Here is an 18,194-nt window from a genome sequence, read left to right on the forward strand (position 1 = left end):
AATCCAGACCTGGAGACCGACGGCGATGATCACCCCCATTGCTCCCATGCTGCCCGGCCAACGCGTGGCCGTCATCGGCGCCGGCATTGCCGGGCTCGCGAGCGCCTATCTGCTGGGCCGCCGGCATCGCGTGACGCTGTTCGAAGCCGCCGATTACCTCGGCGGCCATACCCACACCGTGGACGTCGAGCTCGACGGAGCGCGGTGTCCCGTCGACACCGGCTTTCTCGTCTTCAACGACCGCACCTATCCGAATCTCGTCGCGCTCTTCGGCGAGCTCGGCGTGCACGCCCACGCGACCGATATGTCGTTCTCCGTGTCGGTCGACGGCGGCCGGCTCGAATGGGCGGGCACGAACCTGAACACCGTCTTCGCGCAACGGCGCAACCTGTTTTCGCCGACGTTTCTCGGCATGCTGCGCGACATCGTGCGCTTTAACGCGTCGGCCGAGTTGCATCTCGAAGCTGCCCGCCAGCAGCGGCTGTCGGTCGGCGAACTGCTCGTGGCAGGCGGCTACGGCGCACCGTTTCAGCGGCACTATCTGCTGCCGATGGCCGCCGCGATCTGGTCGAGCGCCGCCAACGACATCCTGCGCTTTCCGGCAGCGACGTTCCTGCGCTTTTGCCTCAATCACGCGCTGCTCCAGGTCAACCGCCGGCCGCAATGGAAGACGGTGGCCGGCGGCGCCCGTCAATACGTGGAGCGGATGGCCGCCACCCTGCCCGACATCCGCGTAGGCACGCCGGTGCGCGCCGTGCGCCGCGACGGCGCCGGCGCCGGCGTCACGGTGTCGACCGACGCCGCCGGCGCCGAACGGTTCGACGCGGTGGTGCTCGCGTGCCACGCGCCGACCAGCCTGCGCCTTCTCGCGGACGCGGCGCCGGAAGAGCGCGACGTGCTCGGCGCGGTCCGCTATCAGCGCAACGTTGCGTTGCTGCACACCGACACGGGGCTGCTGCCGCGGCGCCGCCGCGTCTGGTCGGCGTGGAACTATCTGAGCCGCCGTCACGACGAGGACGATGCGCGGGCGGTCTGCGTCAGCTATCTGCTCAATCAGCTTCAGCCGTTGCCGTTCCGCACGCCGGTGGTCGTGACGCTGAATCCGCCTGACGAACCCGCCCCACACACGCAACTGGGCCGCTACGAATACGAGCATCCGCTCCTCGACCTCGCCGCGATCGACGCACAGCAGCGTCTGCCCCACCTGCAGGGACAGCGGCGCACGTGGTTCGCGGGCGCGTGGACCGGTTACGGTTTTCACGAGGACGGCCTCAAGTCGGCATTGCGCATTGCGCGCGCCTTCGATGTCTCACCCGGGTGGGCCCAGCTATGAACACCCGCAACGCGTCCTTGCGACTGCTCGTCGGCTGTGTCGCTCATGAACGGCTGCGGCCCGCACATCATGCATTCCGCTACTCGCTGTTGCAGGTCGCGTGCAACGTCGACCGGTTCGAGACGTTACCGTCCGTGTGGTTCGGCGTCGATCGCTGGCGGCCGCTCGGTGTCGCGACGCGCGACTACGGCCCCTGCGACGGCAGCCCGCTCGCGCCCTGGATGCGCGCGCGGCTGGCCGAAGCCGGCATTCCCGCTGACGGCGAGATCTGGCTTCAGACGATTCCTCGCGTATGCGGCTATGCCTTCAACCCTGTGAGCTTCTGGTATTGCCATGATCGCGAGGGCCGGTTGCGCGCGCTCTACGCCGACGTGCGCAACACCTTCGGCGGGAGGCACGGCTATCTGCTGAGCGCGCCGGGCCACGCGCCGATCGACGGCACGACGATCCTGACGTGCCGCAAGACGTTCCACGTGTCGCCGTTCTGCGTGGTCGACGGCGAGTACCTGTTTCGTGTGATGCGGGATCGCGAGCGCTGGAGCGTCGCGATCGACTACCGCGACGCAGACGGCCTGCTGCTGCGCACGACAATCGCGATGCGCGAACTGCACGAGCCGCATGCGTGGTGGCGCTTCGCGCGGCATCCGTTCGACGCGGTCGGCACCCTGTGGCGCATCCATTGGCAAGCCTTCGGCCTCGCGCGCAAGCGCGTGCCGTTCCATGGCCGGACGCCACCGCCGCTTGTGCCGCGCGCGCCTAGTGTGCCGCATGCAGCTGGTGCGCCTGGTGCGTCACATGCACCGCTTGCCGCCGTGCCGGACGACGGCACCCACGATACACGCGGCGTCGATACGCCGTCCCCGACCACCCCTTACGACGCCCGCTCATGAACCTGCTGCGCGCCCGATCCGTTTCCGCTCCGATGCAACCGCTTGCCGCGAAGGTGTTCGTGGCGCTGCTGAACCGCATCCGGCATGGCCACTTGACGCTCGCCACGCCGGAAGGCGCCCAGCTGGTCTATGGCGACCCGTGCGAGCGGCCCGCCGCGGCGCTGCAGATTCGCGACTGGCGAGCCTGCAGCGTGATCCTGCGCAGCGGCGACATCGGCCTCGCGGACGCCTACCGCGCCGGATGGATCGATACCCCCGACCTGATTGCGCTGGTGCGGCTCGCGCTGCGCAACCAGGAGACGGTCGCCACGACCATCGACGGCGGCAAGCTCGCGCAGTTGTGGTACGCGCTGCGCCACCGGCTGCGCGCGAACTCGCGCGCGGGCAGCCGCCGCAACATCCATGCGCATTACGACATCGGCAATGCGTTCTACGCGCTCTGGCTCGATCGGACGTGGACGTACTCGAGCGCGTGCTTCGACGGCAACCCGGCGCGCTCGCTGGAAGACGCGCAAGCCGCGAAATACCAGCGCATCGTCGATACGCTGGGTCTGCGCGCAGGGATGCACGTGCTCGAAATCGGCTGCGGCTGGGGCGGTTTCGCGGAACACGCGGCCCGGCTCGGCATCCATGTCGAGGCGCTGACGATCTCGCAGGAACAGTACGCGTTCGCCATGCGGAGAATCTCGCAAGCCGGCCTCGCGGATCGCGCGCATATCCTGTTGCGCGACTATCGCGACACGGCCGGCCGTTACGATGCAATCGTTTCGATCGAGATGTTCGAGGCCGTCGGGGAAACATTCTGGCCAACGTATTTTCGTACCATCGAGCGCTGCCTGAAGCCCAACGCGCGTGCGCTGATCCAGTCGATTACGATCGACGACGCGCGTTTTGATGCCTATCGCGCGTCGAGCGACTTCATACGCGAGACGATTTTTCCGGGCGGCATGCTGCCGAGCCCCACGCGTTTCATTGCGGCAGCCCGCCGCGTCGGACTTGCCGCGCAACCGGTGTTTGCTTTCGGCCAGGACTACGCCCGCACGCTTCGTGCATGGAGCGAAGCGTTCGAATCCCAACTCGAAGCGGTACGCGGCCAGGGATTCGACGAAACGTTCATCCGCACGTGGCGGCTCTATCTGGCTTATTGCGAAGCGGCGTTTCTGGAGAGACGCACCGACGTCGTTCACTTCGTCGTGGCGCGCGATGCGTAACGGGGTCGCGACATTGAGCGGATGGTGCGCGGCGGCTCTCCTGCTCGCCGTGGATGCGAACGCGGGCTGCTCGGACGAACTGGCGAACGCCCATGTTATGGGCGCGGGGGACTACTGCGTGCTCGGCATCTGCCTGTACGACGCGCGTTTGTTCGCCGGAGGCTCGCCGGTCGGATTCGATGCGCCGTTCGCACTCGAACTCACTTATCGTCACGGGTTTTCGGGGAGACAACTCGTGAGGGCCGGCATGCACGAGATCGACAGGCTCGCGGTCGAACCGTTGCCGGACGATGTGCACGCCGCATGGCTGGCGGATATGACTCGCGCGCTGGGTGACGTCGAGCCGGGCGACACGCTGTGCGGCGTGTATCTCCCCGCGTACGGCGCCCGCTTCTACAAGAACGGGCAACGAACCGAGGAGATCGCCGATCCGGCGTTCGCGCGCGCGTTCTTTTCTATCTGGCTCGATCCACGGACGCGGGCGGCGGCGTTGCGCGGGAAACTGCTTGGTGGTGTGCAGCAGTAAATAGATTGGTCCGTTCAAGACTCATTTTTCGGCGGCGTCTCGCCGCGCTGCGCGATGCTAAGGCGCGTCTCCGCTTCGACGGTATCGAGGAGCGCGTCGACGCCGCGTCCGCTGCCATGCACGCCTGTCAAACTGGCAAGCCCGGTGTCGCGCAATACGGCAGCACCGTCGTGGCGGATGCCTATCTGCGCGTCGACCAATTCATTGCCGCTCTCCGCGGCAAGCGTGCGGATGTACCGGATATGCGCGAGCGTTTGCTCGTCGAGGGTTGAGCTTTGCATCGAACCCTCGGGATAGTTCGACTTCGAATCGAATATCACGGCCTGTGCTTCGGCAATCCAGGCGGGGCGTCCGAAGATATCGTCAGCACGTCTGATTCGTTCCACCGGATAACCGAGTGCCTGAATCTGGCGCTTGGCTTCGATGATCTGATTCGGAGAACGGACAAACGAGGACCCGTTCGGCGTGCGCTGAATGGTCACGACCACAGGCTCGCCCCACAGCGAATCGACGGCCGCGCCCTTGAACGCGACCTTCTCCTTGCCGAAATTTTCCAGCACGCCCAGGCCGTTCGTAGACGGGCGACGTAAATCCGGCTTCGGCGTGATCGATCGAGCGTAGCTGTCGGCTACCACCTCGAATGCCGCGCCGGGCGGCCCGGGTGACCGCTGCGCGCGCGCATCGCGGATGTGTGTCAGTGGAACCTGAGCAACGTCGGCGATATCTTCCGCAAGCCGGTCGATATGCTCCTGGGTGAGGCTGCCGCGAGGCTCGGCGTAAAACGCAAGCTCTTGCCCATGCCGGTAGTCGCCGGAAGAGACGACCCGATAGAGAATCTCGTGCGCGCTCATCACGTGTCCGTCCGCATGAGTCGCTCCGCGGACGAAGTACGTATCCCGCGGCACATGAAACTCGTCGCCTGCCTGCCCCTTGGGCAGATGCTCATGCGCCACGAACAGAATATCGGGCGGCTTTTTCCAGAGCATCTGGTCGCCATGCCTGACCGTGCGCGGCTTGTTCGCGGTATGTGCCGTATCGGGCGCGGACGGTGCGGCGCCTTTCACGTGCAGGCCGTCGGTCTCGTCATGTGTGATGGGGTGAGGTATTCGAACTGCACTCGTGCGGAGGTCGCGATAACCGAGCGATGCAAGTGCGTCGTTCACGGCGTTTTTTAGAGCGCCTGGTTTTTCTGAAATCGATGAGTTGCCGTTGATGAGCGCAATTCCGTTGCCTGGATGCAGGCCGTACGCGTTGACTGCGTCGACGATTACTTTGCTTAACTGCGCAGGTTGCGCTTTGTAGGCGCCTTGGCTGCGGACTTCGATCACTGCGCACTCGTCGAATCGGCTTGATGTGTCGTGATAAAGGGCGATATCGATGTTCGAGCTGTCGAGGCTCTGCGCGATCACGGCGTTCGAGCGGGCCGAGTAGCTTACGGGGATGAAGGCGGACTCTGGGGATTGTGTGGCGCGAAACACGGCGCGGCGGGCGTTGGTGGTGGTGTCGCTTTCGGAGGATGGTGGTTTTCTTCGTAGGGCATCCAGCGGCGAGGCGGGGTGCGTCGATGGCGTGGGTGTCGCGGTTACGGCGTCGGGAAGGCGATTGCGTCCCGACGGGTCGTCCGAAGGTGACGGTGCGCTACTTCCACCTATTCGATTGCTCACGGTTGCGACCTGACGTTGATGCTCGAGCGTCTCATAGTAGGTTTGCTTGTCAACTTTAGCTGCTTGGACTCGCGAAAAGTTGACCGCATTTGCGAAAACGCCGGCATCGGGCGCGAGCGAGTTGACCGTCGCCATATTGTTTTGGCGCGCTTCAATCTGTTCAGTGTGGCTTCCGGAACAGGAGTCATCCGATCATGCTTAAACCAAACCCCTGTCGATAGGTTGGAAGCCAAATGACTCCATTTTTTGATATAGAAAATGGCGTAAAGTAAGCACTACTTTTGGAATCGCGAGAGTTACCTTCTCGACCGAATCAATCGCATTTCACTCCAACATGAACACCAAAGACAAACAGTTTTTCAGGGACTTGGGTGAGCGAATCGCCAACGCCAGGAAGGCCCACGGTCTCACCCAGCAGCAACTAGCCGACACCTTGGGCATCGCTCAGCAAACCATGGCCCACTACGAAGGGGGACGCTCCAAGCTGCCGGTTTCCATGTTGCCAGTGCTCTCGCAGTTACTGACGCTGTCGTTTGATGAATTGATGGGCAAACCCATTGCTCAGCGGGGCAGTAAGCACGGTCGAATGTCTCGCCTGCAACAGCAACTCATCGCCATTGAACGGTTACCCAGGACCAAGCAGCAATTCATTTCAAAAATGCTCGATACCGTACTGGGCCAGAGATAGCAGTAGGCAGTACGTTGAAGTAAACGAAGCGCGGGCGATGAGTGCGCCAACACCCACCGCCCGCTAACCACAACCAACTCAACAGGGAGTTGACCATGGCTGACGCCAATCTTAAACCATTGCTCACTCATCCCGAGCGCAGCGTCACGATCCAAGAGTCCTGGCGTTATCAACAGATCACGCCGGGGCGCATCCGCAAAGACCCACCTCTTTATCCATGGATGAAGCTATCTGGCCGGTGGATCGAACGCGCCGGGTTCCTTGCCGGCCAGCGCGTGCGGATCGTCGTCGAGCATCACAGAATTATCATTACGCCGTTCCCGGAGTAAATCCCAGCCAGTAGTGCGCTGCGTCGGTCACAGCAAATGTGCGCGGCGCGCGAAAGCTTTCAATTATATTTCATGGAGGTGGCACGCGACCTGAGAAATGCAGTTTCAGCGGTGCCTGGAAGAAGCTGCAGCTTTGCCTGATCGCGTGCCCAAGTTTCTATGAGCCGAACGGGAGACCGGGAAAGCGGTTCGCTGGCGTGTCGGCGTGAACGATCGACCAGCACTCGCAATCGCTGGCCCGTGGCGCGCGTGGGAAGCGCCAAGCGGCGTGTCGCTCTCGTTCACTATGCTGACGGTCAACGCAGACGAGCATACGCTCATGAAACGTTTCCACCGGCCCGGCGCCGAAAAGCGACCAGTCGTGATCGTGAGACCCGAGGAATACGACGACTGGCTACCCGCTCGCGCAACCGACGAGGCGTGGTCGTTTATGAACCTGTTTGCGGCTGAGGAAATGGTGGCAGAGCCGCGATCATCGCCACCGCGCAAATCGAGAACTAATGACGCTGGCGACGCTACGCCATTGTTTTGAGATAGTTGACGAACGACGTGCAGGCTAGCAGGAAGAACTTGGCGTCGTCGGCGTTAAGGTCCGTCTTGTCTTGCAAGGCATGCCTAATCCCGTCTGAGTCATTTGTGTACTCGTATAGCGAAGAGTAGCCCTTCTTAAGGCACGGATGGAGCTTGCCATTCTTTTCCAGAACCTGGAGCGCCTTGTTTAGCGTGGCGCTGCCATCTCCACTAACCACTCTCGCCATCGCCTCGACCGCAGAGATCGACTCCTTTATGGAGTTGCGGAAGTCCGGACTTGTGCGATTCGAAAGGAGCGAAAGAGACGTTGCCAGATGTTCGCTTGCAGAGGCGAACTTGCCCTTGTCGGATATGGCTTCTTGCAATGCAGCCATCTCTTGGCCGTCAGTCACCTGGACAAATTGCCGATTAACGACACGGTACGCAGCCAGTTCCAAGCGAAGAATGCTATCGATGGCGGTCGAAAACTTGCGCGCCGGATCGAAATTCTCCATCACCATTTCCAGGAAGTCATAGACGTAGTGCCATTGACCAATGAAAAAGGCGTTGCGCACCTCACCCCAAGCTCGTTTGTAGTAAACGCCGTTTGGGCCAAAATCGACCGGCATCGAATCACCCGTCTTTTTCCAAAACGCCTGCCAGACTGTGAGCAGGAATGTCTTTTCATTTTGTCGAAGGTCTTTCCGCCAGATGTCGAAGACGTTCCAAAGGGAGTTACGAAGTTCCGGAGGCATATCCTCAGGTGCCAACGATTCTGGCAGTTTCGTGTAACCAAGGCGCTGACTGAATCGCATCGATTGCCTCCATGGGACCGGTTGTTCAATGACCTTCCCGGCCTTTTGAATAACCGAACTCCGTTTCAAATACCCAAAACAAAAAGGCCCCCAAGCTGGGAGCCTTATCTGTCGGGTGGCGGAGAGAGGGTCCGCCATAAATAGACATTCATAGATCAAACGAGACTAGCCTAAACCCCTTTATTAAAAGGACTCTCCGAGATTTATTGTCTTTCATCGTACCTGATGATATCGTTCAATCTTGAACTTTATGGCGGGTACGATGGTGGGTTTACCGGGGAGCCGAACGTGCCAAAAGTAGCGAAAGAATTGGGCGCACTTGCCGTGTCGAGACTGAAAGATCCGGGTATGCATCCGGTCGGCAAGGTGGCGGGGCTATATCTGCAGGTAATCAGCCCTACTTCGCGTTCCTGGATCTTGCGAGTCAAGATTGGCGACAAGCGGCGTGAGATCGGTCTCGGCGCCTATCCTGCTATCTCCCTCAAGGACGCGCATACGAAGGCTCAGATCGAGCGCGACAAGATCAGGGCTGGCGTGGACCCTATCCTCGAGCGCAAAGCTGCAGAGAGTGCCTTGCGCCTCGCGCAGGCGTCTGAGATCACTTTCACCGAAGCCGCGAAGCAGTACATCAATTCGCACGCTCACGAATGGAAAAACGCCAAGCATGGCGATCAATGGCGCAATACGATCGCAGAATACGCCGAGCCAGTGCTTGGCAAGATGCTGGTACGGCACATTACGCGTGCGCACGTGCTACAGGTGCTTGAGCCGATCTGGGCGGTAAAGACTGAGACCGCTTCTCGCGTCCGCGGTCGCATAGAGAACATCCTGGACTGGGCCCGCGTAAAGGGCTACCGCTCCGGCGAGAACCCTGCCCTATGGCGCGGCAATCTTAGTCATCTTCTCGCCAAACCATCAAAGATTACGACCGTGCGCCACCACCCGGCGCTGCCATATCAGGAGGCCGGCGGATTTGTCGAAAGCCTCCGCGAGACTAATGCCACTGGCGCTAAGTGCCTGGAGTTTGCGATCCTGACTTGCTCGCGCTCAATCGAAGTGCGCGGCGCCCGTTGGTCCGAGTTTGACCTCGATGTCGGCATCTGGTGCGTGCCGGCCGAACGCATGAAGCTCAAGAAGGAACATCGGGTACCGTTGTCGCAGGCGGCCATCGATTTGATGCGCAGACTTCCGCAACCCGAAAAAACAGACAGGAACAGCCTTGTATTCCCCAGCCCCCGCGGCAAAGTGCTGAGTGATATGACGCTACTGGCCATTGTCAGGCGGATGAACGGCGACAGCACCCCGCCGACGTGGCGCGACCCGAAGCAAGATGACGCATCCGTCGTGCCGCATGGTTTCAGGTCGACGTTCAAAGACTGGGCCACTGAGATGACGAACCATCCGCGGGAGTTGATCGAGGTCGCGCTCGCTCACATCCCAGGCGACTCCAGTGAGATGGCTTATTGGCGTAGCGAAGCGCTCGAGCGCCGACGTCGGATAATGGATGACTGGGCGCAATTCATCTCGCAACCCTTCAAAAGCGGGTCCGTCGTTCCGCTCCAGCGGCAGGCCTGAACGATGAACGAACTGGACATCGATTTGCTGCGCATGAGGCTTGGGTCTGCGCTGATACACATATTCAAGGCTACGGCGAGATATCGTCAGGACGATGATCTGACGCGCGCCAAGGCTGCGATCGAGCAAGCCAACGCGATCCTTGGGCCGATTCGCGCCGATACCGATCACCTGCAATAATCGATCAAGCCGCGCCTAGGCTAGCTACCAAACGTCGGGTCCCTCCCCGGCTGGCGCGGCTCCCCAATGAGGGCTATTGCGTGAGGGCGCAGTGAATAGAAACATTCGTCGAGGGCGCCGCTTGGGCGCCTTGGAAGCCGCACGGCTTTGCCTCGTTTTTGAAGACCTCTTGCCAACTATCGAAGATGCAATCTCTGGTCAGCCCACCATCGATGCCACACCGAATATCGGAGCATGGATGACAACGCTTTCTAGCGGTCTCGTTTCGTCTCACATTTCACTTGTTGAGACCGGCAAACGCCTTGCCGAACGCGCGGCGCGAACCAATCCGCTGGTCGAGCCGGCCAAGAATTTTGATCTGGCGGCCGTCGATGCGATTCTGCAGCGGGATGAATACAAGGCTCTATTGGCTGAACCAAATGGACTGGCATTTCTGTTATGCCGAGTGGCGAGTCACGTCGAGATCACCAAGGATCTGGCTTACAGGAAAAAGCTAAGTGAAATCAAGGATGTCGCGAGTAAGATAATCGCCGAGCTGGCCGAGCCGCTGAGGAAACGTCGCAAGACTGCCGAGGTAGGAGGCAAGAAGTCAGGCGAGACGCGCAAGCGTTCTAGTAAAGAGGCTCTAGTGATTCGCGAGTACGCCAAGCTTGCGGCTGCCGGCCGGCCGAAGCGAGACCGGGCCGCGCTCATCGCCGATAGAGTCGGCATCACCGCTGAGCGTGTGAGGCAGATCATTCGAGAAAACAAAACGGAAACCAACTAAGTTCGCTTTCGCCCCCATCAATAACCTGCTGACAAGTCGCACAAGATGCGACGAAACCTTAATAGACGAGGTTTAAATGTCAGCAGTGAATCAAGCATCGTCCCGCGCCCTGCGCCCCGCAAAGGCGGCCGAGAAACTTGGCATCGGGCTTTCCACCTTGTGGGCCAAAGCCAAGAATCAAGCCGACTTTCCCAAGCCGGTGAAAACTGGGCCGCGCACAACCATCTTCCTCGAGCAGGAATTGGACGCCTACCTCGCCATGTGCGCAGCTGCCCGCAAGGCATAAGGAGCGGCGCCCATGACCACCACCAATGAAAAGGGCCGCGACTCCGGCAAGAGCGCGACCCAGAAGACCACCAAGGCCAATGATAGAGATATGTCGGCCGCGGCGCAATGCAAGCGCGTGCTCGAATATCTCAAGGCCGATGGGCAGACCACGTACAGCTTGCGCGGCAAGGGCATCAGCCACCCCGCGCAGCGCGTGAAAGAGCTTATTCAACTCGGCTACCGCATCTACGCCCACCGAGTTACGGCGGTCGATAGCGACGGCTTCTTGCACGCCAACGTCGCGCGATACAGCCTCATCGATCGCGAGCCCGACCTCGTCGACATGATGGAGGTCGCGTGATGTATGGCCAAATCGAAGCGACACAGCGCCTCCAGCCGCGATGCCGGAGGCTTCGTGCCGATCCCATGGATGGTGCTCGACAGCAATGCATACATTGCGCTGTCGCATCCGGCGAAGGCTCTGCTGCTGGAGTTAGCGCGCCAGTTTCATGGGGACGACAACGGGCGAATGATCGTCACGCTGGCGCACCTGAAGCCGCGGGGTTGGACGTCCTACGACACGATCCAGCGGGCCAAAAAGGAGCTTCTGAATGCCGGCCTCATTCACGAGACGGTGAAGGGGCACAGACCGCACAAGGCGAGCTGGTACGCGCTGACGTGGCTAAGTCTGGACAAGTTGGATGGGTTCGACCAGGGGGCCTCAGCGGGGTTTGTCCGCAGTGCGTATCTGAAAACGCAACCCTTACTCCGCGAGACGGTGTAGAGACCGCACCTATTGCACCGGGAGACGGTGTAGAGACCCTTTCCACTACACCGGGAGACGGTGCAATAGAGTACGTTTTCTGGCCTCTCTCTACACCGCCAGACGGTGACCCTCTAGAGAGGCCATCTGCTACTGACTTTCAGGTGTGCGCTTCTGGAGATGGAAGTACGCGCGGCCCGTAATCCGATTACACCTTGCCGGCGGGTGGCCGGCGCTTCTGACAATGGAAACTGATATGACGAAAACTGAACTGATCGCAGCACGGGAAGCGGCCGGCGCCGCATACGCAGCAGCCGCAAAGGCATACGTAGACGCCTATATCGAACTGCACGCCTATGACCTGACGTGTGGAAATGGCAATGTGGTCGCGCTGACGCATGTGCTGGGCTTTGGTGAGATTGCGCAAGTTCTCCAACACGGCGAATTTCTGCGTGATGTCACGACCATCAACGGGCGCGCAGCAGAACGCGCCAACGATAAGCACGTCGCCATCCTCGCGACGATCGCCGACTAACGGAGCGCCGCACGGAGCGGAAAAACTCAACCTCAGACAATAGGACTACTAAAAAGTGAACTTCTACGAAAACTTTACGGCAGACCAACGTGTGCAGATCGGCACTGGTCACACATTCGACATTCCGGCCTTTCCGGACACGACCGGATCGAGCAACGAGGCTCAGGTCGTCGCGTCGGCTCTCTGGTCCCATGTGAGCGATTACGTGCCGCAGGTCAACGCGATCAAGGCGGACCGGCGATTTAGTGATTACGGTCGCGCCGAGCACATTGACCCGATTGCGGAAACAGCCCACCTTCGACTCGTGGGCGGCTGGCACAACCTGAGCAGCTTTGAGAAGTCCGTCGACATGCGCGAAAAGGCGCTTGTAGGCGTGCCGACGGTTGATCCGGCGAACTTCATGGTTCAGCTCGAGGACCGCGAGATTCGGGAATGGTGGAGTCGCCAGGACGTTCCCACACGTGCCGAGCAGATGCGCCTGATGGCTCAAGGCGGTGAGGCTGAGCGGATCGCCCTAGCGGTGCTTCGCAGCCCCATTCCGCAAGGGGACGTCGAAAAGACAACGTTCCGAGCCATGTGGGAGGACTCCCGCCGTGCTGCAAATCCTATCGAGGCCGAGCGCATCGCGTTGGGTCGCAAGTCGATCGAGTGGGCGGAGCGCAATCTGCAATACGCCAGCACCGTCATCAAGTCGGTTTCGGGCTGGGACAAAGAACGCATTCTGAAACATGCCCTGACGGCTCAAGGCGGCACGTTCAAACCATACGCGGCGAAGCTCGGCTTCTCGAAACAAGACATCGCGCAAGCGGAGTTGCGAATGACTAACCGCCGGTAACGAATCTGCTGAGGTGGGTGAGCGGACAAGTCGACGAGTGTCCGAAACAACCACGACAGCCGGCGGGGCCTAATCCAGTTCGCGGCCGGCACCAATCACAGCGCAGAGGGAGTGAGCATGGCGAAAGAAAAACAGATTGAAGGTAAGAGTAAAACGGTCGCTGCAAAGCCCAGTCCGGATCGCGCGCCGAACGCACTTCAGATCTACGCAGAGGGCGAAGAGTGCCCAATCGAGAGCGTTGTCAGGGTAGCGGCTGCCCCGATCGCCCGAGGTGCGTGGACGGCCCGTCAGTATGTCTCGCACCTCTTTGGCGAGCCCGACATTACGGCCTACGTGGAACGGTTGACTGCTCAGTCACAGGCTGTGGTCGACGGCGATCTTTCCGCGCTCGAGCGGATGCTGGTTACCCAGGCCGGGACGCTGGACGCGATGTTTAATCACATGGCGACCAAGGCCTACAGTGCGGCTCATCCGCCGCAGCAGGAGGCATTCATGCGCCAGGCACTGAAGGCGCAGCAGCAGTGCGCGAATACAGTCAAGGTGCTGGGCGAGCTCAAAAGCCCGCGTCAGGTGGCGTTCATCAAGCAGCAGAACAACGCCGCCGGACATCAGCAGGTGAACAATGGCGTCGCACCATCGACCGTTCCGCGCGCGCACGAAGAAAAACCTATCGAATCGAACGAACTATTAGTGAACGACAATGGCACGCAGACACTGGACACCGGAGCAGAGAGCGGCACAGGCCGCGGCAATCAAGCGTTGGAAGCCGTGGGAGCAGTCCACAGGGCCGCAGAGTGACGAGGGTAAGGCTGCGGCATCACAGAACGCCCTGAAGCACGGTTTACGGTCGGCGGAATGGCTCGAAGACCTGAAGCGCGTCAATGACTTGCTGCGCGCGTGCCGGGAGCGTCTGAAGCGCGTTTGACGATCCCCGCGCCGTGCGGGGTTTCCTGTCTATATCGCCATGCAAAGCGAGTAGAGCATCAGCCCGCAGAGCGCTAGCAGTGGGATGGCGACGAGCAGGCAGACGGTCGCCAGTGCTAGCGCTCTCATCGCAATCACGAAGTCCGAAAAGCGGAACTCTTGGACTGGCACGACCCGTTGCCGGGTTGCTCGCGTTTGAAACGCGGTTCGGGGGTTAAGGCGAGGGCGTGGATATTGAAGGCCGGAATGGTCAGCGAGCCATTCGCGGAAATGGAGCCTAGACATGTCAGTCTCCCCGTGGTGATATCTGCGCATCAAGAGCAGTATGCACGGGAAGGCAACGCGGAGGACTTATGCGCCCCCTGTTCCATGTCCACGAATGGCTAGCCGACCGTATCGACTGGTTGCAATGTCCCAAACTGAGGGTCCGGAGCCTGAGCGGGCATCCTCACGGCTGGCGGGCACGGTGGCAGGCTCGGCCGCCGATGAATCGCGTGCTGGCGCTCTGCCTGCCTACGGCGTGTCTTTTCGTGCCGTACGTCGGGGTCTATCTGGCGATCGCCGCGGTCATCTTCCTGTTTGCTTACTTCCGCAGGAACTGAGCGCGCTTTCCAACAGAGTAGTTAGAACCTACTCTGTCTTTGAACTCGCGAAGGTCGTCGCCGGCCAGGCGGATCATCCATCCGCCTCAGTAGTCCTTCGGGCAATGGATGGGTGTACGCCGTCAGCGCGCACCCGCCATACAACCCACCGAAAAATCTTCTCAAGTCAATAAAACGAAAGCCAACTGACTTCGCTTTCGCCTTGAGCGATTCAATCTAAATCAAGCTGAGTTCATCGAAATCCATTGCAGCAAAGCGCCAACGTAGCACCTCAGCCCGCGCGATGCTGGATTGGGATGGCTAATTGAGTGACACGGAAAGCGCTGACAACCAGATCAGCACAAACGAATTGGCGGCATTACTGCACGTCAAACCACCCTCGATCTACAAGCGGTTGTGTCTCACCAGCACTTACTGGGGACTTACGCCCACGAAACTGCCGAATGGTCGCCTTCTGTGGCCCGCCGATGCCGTTAGCCGGTTAGCCGGAAAGGTGTCTGCATGAACGCAATCGGCAAACAACTAAAGAACTTCCCCGGCGCCGGGCAGATTCAAAGCGCGGACGTGTTCTATCTGTCGCAAAACGGCGTTGAAGTCGCCGCCACGGCGACACAGGTTCAGGCCGCCATGGCGGTCAACAATGCGCGCGAAACGTTCACCGCAGGTCCGCTATTCACCGCATCGATAAGCGGAACGGTGATGACGGTCACCGCAGTCGCGTCAGGCACGCTGGCCGCTGGCCAGACGGTCTTCGGTGCGAGTGTTGCCGGCAGCCCTGCGATCATCCCTGGCGGCACGGGTACCGGCGGCACAGGTACCTACAATCTCAGCGTTTCCCAGTCGACCATCGGCAGCGAGTCGATGGGTGCGGCGAGCGCCACGCAGTTCGCGCCCGGATTCAGTTCGAGCATCACGCTCGCTGGCACGTATGGATCGATCAACAACATCGACCTTTATTTCGATGCAACTCCGCAGCTCGATAGTACGCTCGCCGGCCAGGTCCTGAGTTTCAATCCGACTGTTCCGGCTGGTGTGCAACAGATCGTCATTATTGGCGGCACAGCGCGCGCTATTGCTGCACCTAGTTCGAACTCCGTCATCGACGCGTCCGTGGCGACCGGAACGCGCCTCTACAACCGCATCTATGACATTCCGAGCCTGCGCGACCCCGCATTCGGCGGCAAATGCGATGGCTCGACCGACGACACTGCTGCGTTTCAGGCCGCAGTGAATTCCGTCCCCAATGGCAAGACTCTGGAGATCTTCGTTCCAGCATCGGCCGTCGTGAATGGCACGGTGACCGCTGGCGCCGGGACCGTCGCATGGCGCTTTGCCCAGGGGGCGACGCTACTTGGAACTGGATCTCTCCCGTTTCATGCGTCGTCGATGTCTTTTATCACTACGGCGAATGTCGGAAAGAGGTCCTCGATCTGGCACGGCACAAACGCTAACCCCACGACCGATGGAACGACCGCGACCATCTACAACCAACGTGTGGATAAGTCGACGGCAGGAGATAGCCCAGCGAATCTGATCTTCCTTCAGTACAACGCTCTCAAGAGACAGGCTGGTGGAACAGGCTGGCTAACGACCAACTATAACTACCTCGAGGATGCATCGACCACCGGGGCGGCGCAGTCGGTTGCAGTCTCAGGTTCAGCGCACGCGACGGGAAATGCTGCGGTATGGGCGCTGTATGGCGAGGCGGTATCGTCCAATTCGGCGTCAACAATCACAGCGCTTGAAGTCGACGCGCAGAACTTCTCCGGGGTCAACTACGCATACAACGATACTTACCCGGTCACCTACCCGTTTTCGTGCGGAATTTGGGCTGCTTCAGTCGGTAACGCAAAAAACTCGTTCGCGATGGGCATCGGTCTCGCGGGCAGCGTTGCCAACAACTGGCATGTCGGCCTGTACATGCAGACGTTCTCCATCGATCACATCGGCATTGATATTCAAGCGCAGCCGCCGACCTTGATCAACTTCAAATATGGCGCGTCAACGGACGGAACGGGTATTACGCCGGGCGGCATCGGGCTCGACGTCGGCAAGGCGGTGGTGGCGGCCTACGGCACCGGGGATGACAACTGCGCGGTGCACTTGCGCGACCAGCGCTTGGGTTTTGGCGACACGACCGCGCACTACTGCTACATGACGTACAACGCGGCATCGAACCAGTTGGAAATCTGGGCGAAGGTGGCGGGCACGCAGACGCGCATCTGTCACCTGCCGCTCGGCACCACCGGCAACTGGGTCGCGGCCTAATGTCGCCTGATGCGAGCCGCCTTCGGGCGGCTATAGCGGACGATCTGTCCGCCTGTCATCGTTAGCAGACGCCGCCTTTGAGCGGCGTTTTTCTTATACCCGCCAATCTACCCACCGTCGGGCTTCTATCCGCGGCCCTTCGCCCGTCCGCGAGGCTGGATATGAGCCTCAACCGATCCAGCAAGTTTCTGGGTCTCTTTTTTAGTAATGCTGGCAGGCTTCTTCAAGGCCTCTCCAGCGATGTGCTTTACCGTCTTGCTGGTCTTGGTCGATTTGGTTGCCATGATAGGTCCCCCGTAGCTGTGGATTCATCATAGGTAAACGTTTCCGACAAGCCAAGCACGGCCGGAACTTGATTCCGCCGTAGCGCTATTCAGGTCAAGGCCCCAAGCGTCCGGCGTGGATTCATCCACAATCGGCCCCGATCGCTGCAGAGGCTACCGGGGCCTTCCCTTCGTCAACCAACTTCCGCGGTTTGGGTATAACACCCTTCAGACGGTGCCCCTGTTGATCAAAGAACAATCCCCTCTGGAATTGCACAAAACACGTGGCTATAGCATTGATAGACGACGTTTCGATTGAAGCCTTTTAGCAGCGGCTCATTGTCAGTGAAGTGCATCAACTGCACGTCGTGAGTTTGCTGGCGATACATTTCGACTAAATGGCGCGGTGCCGCGGGCGGTACTACGCCATCGGTTTCAATGAAGAGGTATCGTATGAACGCCCGCGAGCTGAGATTGAAGTCAAATCCGTTGGCGTCAGGTCGATCAATGTTTGTGCTGAACGACCGATCAGACAGTAGGCAGCCCGGCTTGCTGTAACGCGAGATCAATACGGCAGCGTGGTGACCTTTGCGCTCGAAGATGCTCCGGGCTGTCATGTCCAGCATTGACTCTCCAGACGGCGTGCCTTCCATGAACAACATGAACAACATTTTCAGCCATTTGACGTAGTCCGTATCGGAGAGTCCCAGTTGGGCACAGAGCCAAGCCTGCTGAGGCTTCCGGCCCTCAACGATTCGGTCAAACAGGCGCTGCTTTTTGGGATCGGTCGGGCGGTAGTCGGCCAGAACGCCAAAAGTATTGAGAACCTTGGTAACTGAATACGGATTGCGCGAAAAATTTAGCAGCTTTGCGGCGAACAGGTCGACGACCTCGTCTGTATTGTCACGCTGGCCGGTTTCCATCTTTTGAAGTAGTGAGTTAGTCAGGGACGCTACTTGGTTTTCATATTGCCGAAACAGAGACTCGAAATTCATTCGCTCGGACGTGTCGAACGACGTGTCGAACGTGAAGAGATCCAGGAAGGAGAGATTATTTGCGATCGACCGCCCGCGCTTGGACTCTAGCTGCATGGTCAGCGCTTCCCGGTCGATGACCTTGAACGCATAGATTCGTTGCTTGCTAGCCGGCGCATCAGGATTGTGCGCGTTGAGCCGCTGCTCGACCTGCGGCAGGAAATGCTGGTTTCGCGTTTCGTTCGTCAGGTCCATGGACACGCCAAGGCTCAAGAA

Annotated in this window: 20 protein-coding genes; 17 read left to right on the top strand and 3 right to left on the bottom strand. The window is 60.1% G+C overall.

Translation table 11 applies throughout. From position 1 onward, the window contains the following. Window positions 1–25: 25 nt before the first annotated feature. Genes A6V37_RS12635 through A6V37_RS12650 form a run of 4 tightly spaced genes read left to right on the top strand, consistent with a single transcriptional unit; the run spans window position 26 to window position 3,960 of the window. Window positions 26–1,333 (top strand): NAD(P)/FAD-dependent oxidoreductase, encoded by a 1,308-nt coding sequence (locus A6V37_RS12635; RefSeq protein WP_064266311.1) that lies wholly within the window; start codon window positions 26–28, stop codon window positions 1,331–1,333. Then, entirely contained in the window at window positions 1,330–2,223 is an 894-nt protein-coding gene (locus A6V37_RS12640; protein ID WP_082902623.1) for a DUF1365 domain-containing protein, read from the top strand. Before A6V37_RS12635 ends, A6V37_RS12640 begins: the two co-directional genes overlap by 4 nt. Further along, window positions 2,220–3,434, top strand: a complete 1,215-nt coding sequence (locus A6V37_RS12645) for an SAM-dependent methyltransferase (protein ID WP_064266312.1) — start codon at window positions 2,220–2,222, stop codon at window positions 3,432–3,434. Before A6V37_RS12640 ends, A6V37_RS12645 begins: the two co-directional genes overlap by 4 nt. Continuing rightward, window positions 3,427–3,960 (top strand): chalcone isomerase family protein, encoded by a 534-nt coding sequence (locus tag A6V37_RS12650; protein WP_064266313.1) that lies wholly within the window; start codon window positions 3,427–3,429, stop codon window positions 3,958–3,960. Before A6V37_RS12645 ends, A6V37_RS12650 begins: the two co-directional genes overlap by 8 nt. A gap of 14 nt (window positions 3,961–3,974) precedes the next feature. Here the strand turns inward: A6V37_RS12650 and A6V37_RS12655 are convergent, their stop codons facing one another. Then, the gene (locus tag A6V37_RS12655; RefSeq protein ID WP_131799829.1) at window positions 3,975–5,759 is read right to left on the bottom strand and encodes a hypothetical protein; all 1,785 of its coding nucleotides are present in this window, start codon (window positions 5,757–5,759) and stop codon (window positions 3,975–3,977) included. A gap of 199 nt (window positions 5,760–5,958) precedes the next feature. Here A6V37_RS12655 and A6V37_RS12660 point away from each other — a divergent pair, with 199 nt between their 5' ends. The 3 genes from A6V37_RS12660 (at window position 5,959) to A6V37_RS40655 (ending at window position 7,173) form a co-directional block, all read left to right on the top strand. Continuing rightward, entirely contained in the window at window positions 5,959–6,312 is a 354-nt protein-coding gene (locus A6V37_RS12660) for a helix-turn-helix domain-containing protein (protein WP_064266315.1), read from the top strand. Window positions 6,313–6,407: 95 nt separating this feature from the next. Further along, on the top strand, window positions 6,408–6,641 hold the full coding sequence (locus A6V37_RS12665; protein WP_064266316.1) for a SymE family type I addiction module toxin: 234 nt from the start codon (window positions 6,408–6,410) through the stop codon (window positions 6,639–6,641). Between the two features lie 205 nt (window positions 6,642–6,846). Further along, on the top strand, window positions 6,847–7,173 hold the full coding sequence (locus A6V37_RS40655; RefSeq protein ID WP_075643475.1) for an SOS response-associated peptidase family protein: 327 nt from the start codon (window positions 6,847–6,849) through the stop codon (window positions 7,171–7,173). On the opposite strand, the gene A6V37_RS12670 is transcribed toward A6V37_RS40655, so the two are convergent. Continuing rightward, window positions 7,157–7,966: an AbiJ-NTD4 domain-containing protein gene (locus A6V37_RS12670; RefSeq protein WP_064266317.1), complete on the bottom strand. Its 810-nt coding sequence runs from the start codon at window positions 7,964–7,966 to the stop codon at window positions 7,157–7,159. The genes A6V37_RS40655 and A6V37_RS12670 overlap by 17 nt on opposite strands. Before the next feature lie 288 nt (window positions 7,967–8,254). On the opposite strand from A6V37_RS12670, the gene A6V37_RS12675 reads away from it, so the two are divergent. From A6V37_RS12675 to A6V37_RS12715, 10 genes are all read left to right on the top strand, one after another. Continuing rightward, window positions 8,255–9,541: a tyrosine-type recombinase/integrase gene (locus tag A6V37_RS12675; RefSeq protein WP_064266370.1), complete on the top strand. Its 1,287-nt coding sequence runs from the start codon at window positions 8,255–8,257 to the stop codon at window positions 9,539–9,541. Window positions 9,542–9,544: 3 nt separating this feature from the next. Then, window positions 9,545–9,721, top strand: a complete 177-nt coding sequence (locus A6V37_RS40660) for a hypothetical protein (RefSeq protein WP_157447870.1) — start codon at window positions 9,545–9,547, stop codon at window positions 9,719–9,721. Window positions 9,722–9,842: 121 nt separating this feature from the next. Continuing rightward, window positions 9,843–10,487, top strand: a complete 645-nt coding sequence (locus A6V37_RS12680; protein ID WP_064266318.1) for a hypothetical protein — start codon at window positions 9,843–9,845, stop codon at window positions 10,485–10,487. Window positions 10,488–10,563: 76 nt separating this feature from the next. Continuing rightward, window positions 10,564–10,773, top strand: coding sequence for a helix-turn-helix transcriptional regulator (locus A6V37_RS12685; RefSeq protein WP_064266319.1), 210 nt, complete (start codon window positions 10,564–10,566; stop codon window positions 10,771–10,773). 12 nt (window positions 10,774–10,785) lie between these two features. Continuing rightward, entirely contained in the window at window positions 10,786–11,115 is a 330-nt protein-coding gene (locus tag A6V37_RS12690) for a helix-turn-helix domain-containing protein (protein ID WP_082902624.1), read from the top strand. Window positions 11,116–11,118: 3 nt separating this feature from the next. Further along, a complete protein-coding gene (locus A6V37_RS12695; RefSeq protein WP_064266320.1) occupies window positions 11,119–11,538 on the top strand; it encodes a helix-turn-helix domain-containing protein in 420 nt (139 codons plus the stop codon). A gap of 223 nt (window positions 11,539–11,761) precedes the next feature. Then, window positions 11,762–12,052 (top strand): hypothetical protein, encoded by a 291-nt coding sequence (locus A6V37_RS12700; RefSeq protein ID WP_131799830.1) that lies wholly within the window; start codon window positions 11,762–11,764, stop codon window positions 12,050–12,052. A gap of 55 nt (window positions 12,053–12,107) precedes the next feature. Beyond that, entirely contained in the window at window positions 12,108–12,887 is a 780-nt protein-coding gene (locus A6V37_RS12705; RefSeq protein ID WP_064266322.1) for a hypothetical protein, read from the top strand. Between the two features lie 117 nt (window positions 12,888–13,004). Then, a complete protein-coding gene (locus A6V37_RS12710; RefSeq protein ID WP_075643476.1) occupies window positions 13,005–13,685 on the top strand; it encodes a hypothetical protein in 681 nt (226 codons plus the stop codon). 1,292 nt (window positions 13,686–14,977) lie between these two features. Next, complete coding sequence (locus tag A6V37_RS12715) at window positions 14,978–16,681, top strand: hypothetical protein (RefSeq protein WP_131799831.1); 1,704 nt, start codon at window positions 14,978–14,980, stop codon at window positions 16,679–16,681. Window positions 16,682–17,192: 511 nt separating this feature from the next. On the opposite strand, the gene A6V37_RS12720 is transcribed toward A6V37_RS12715, so the two are convergent. After that, complete coding sequence (locus A6V37_RS12720) at window positions 17,193–18,173, bottom strand: hypothetical protein (protein ID WP_064266324.1); 981 nt, start codon at window positions 18,171–18,173, stop codon at window positions 17,193–17,195. Window positions 18,174–18,194: the final 21 nt, after the last annotated feature.

The organism is Paraburkholderia ginsengiterrae (assembly GCF_001645125.1).
GTDB classification, from domain to species: Bacteria; Pseudomonadota; Gammaproteobacteria; order Burkholderiales; family Burkholderiaceae; genus Paraburkholderia; species Paraburkholderia ginsengiterrae.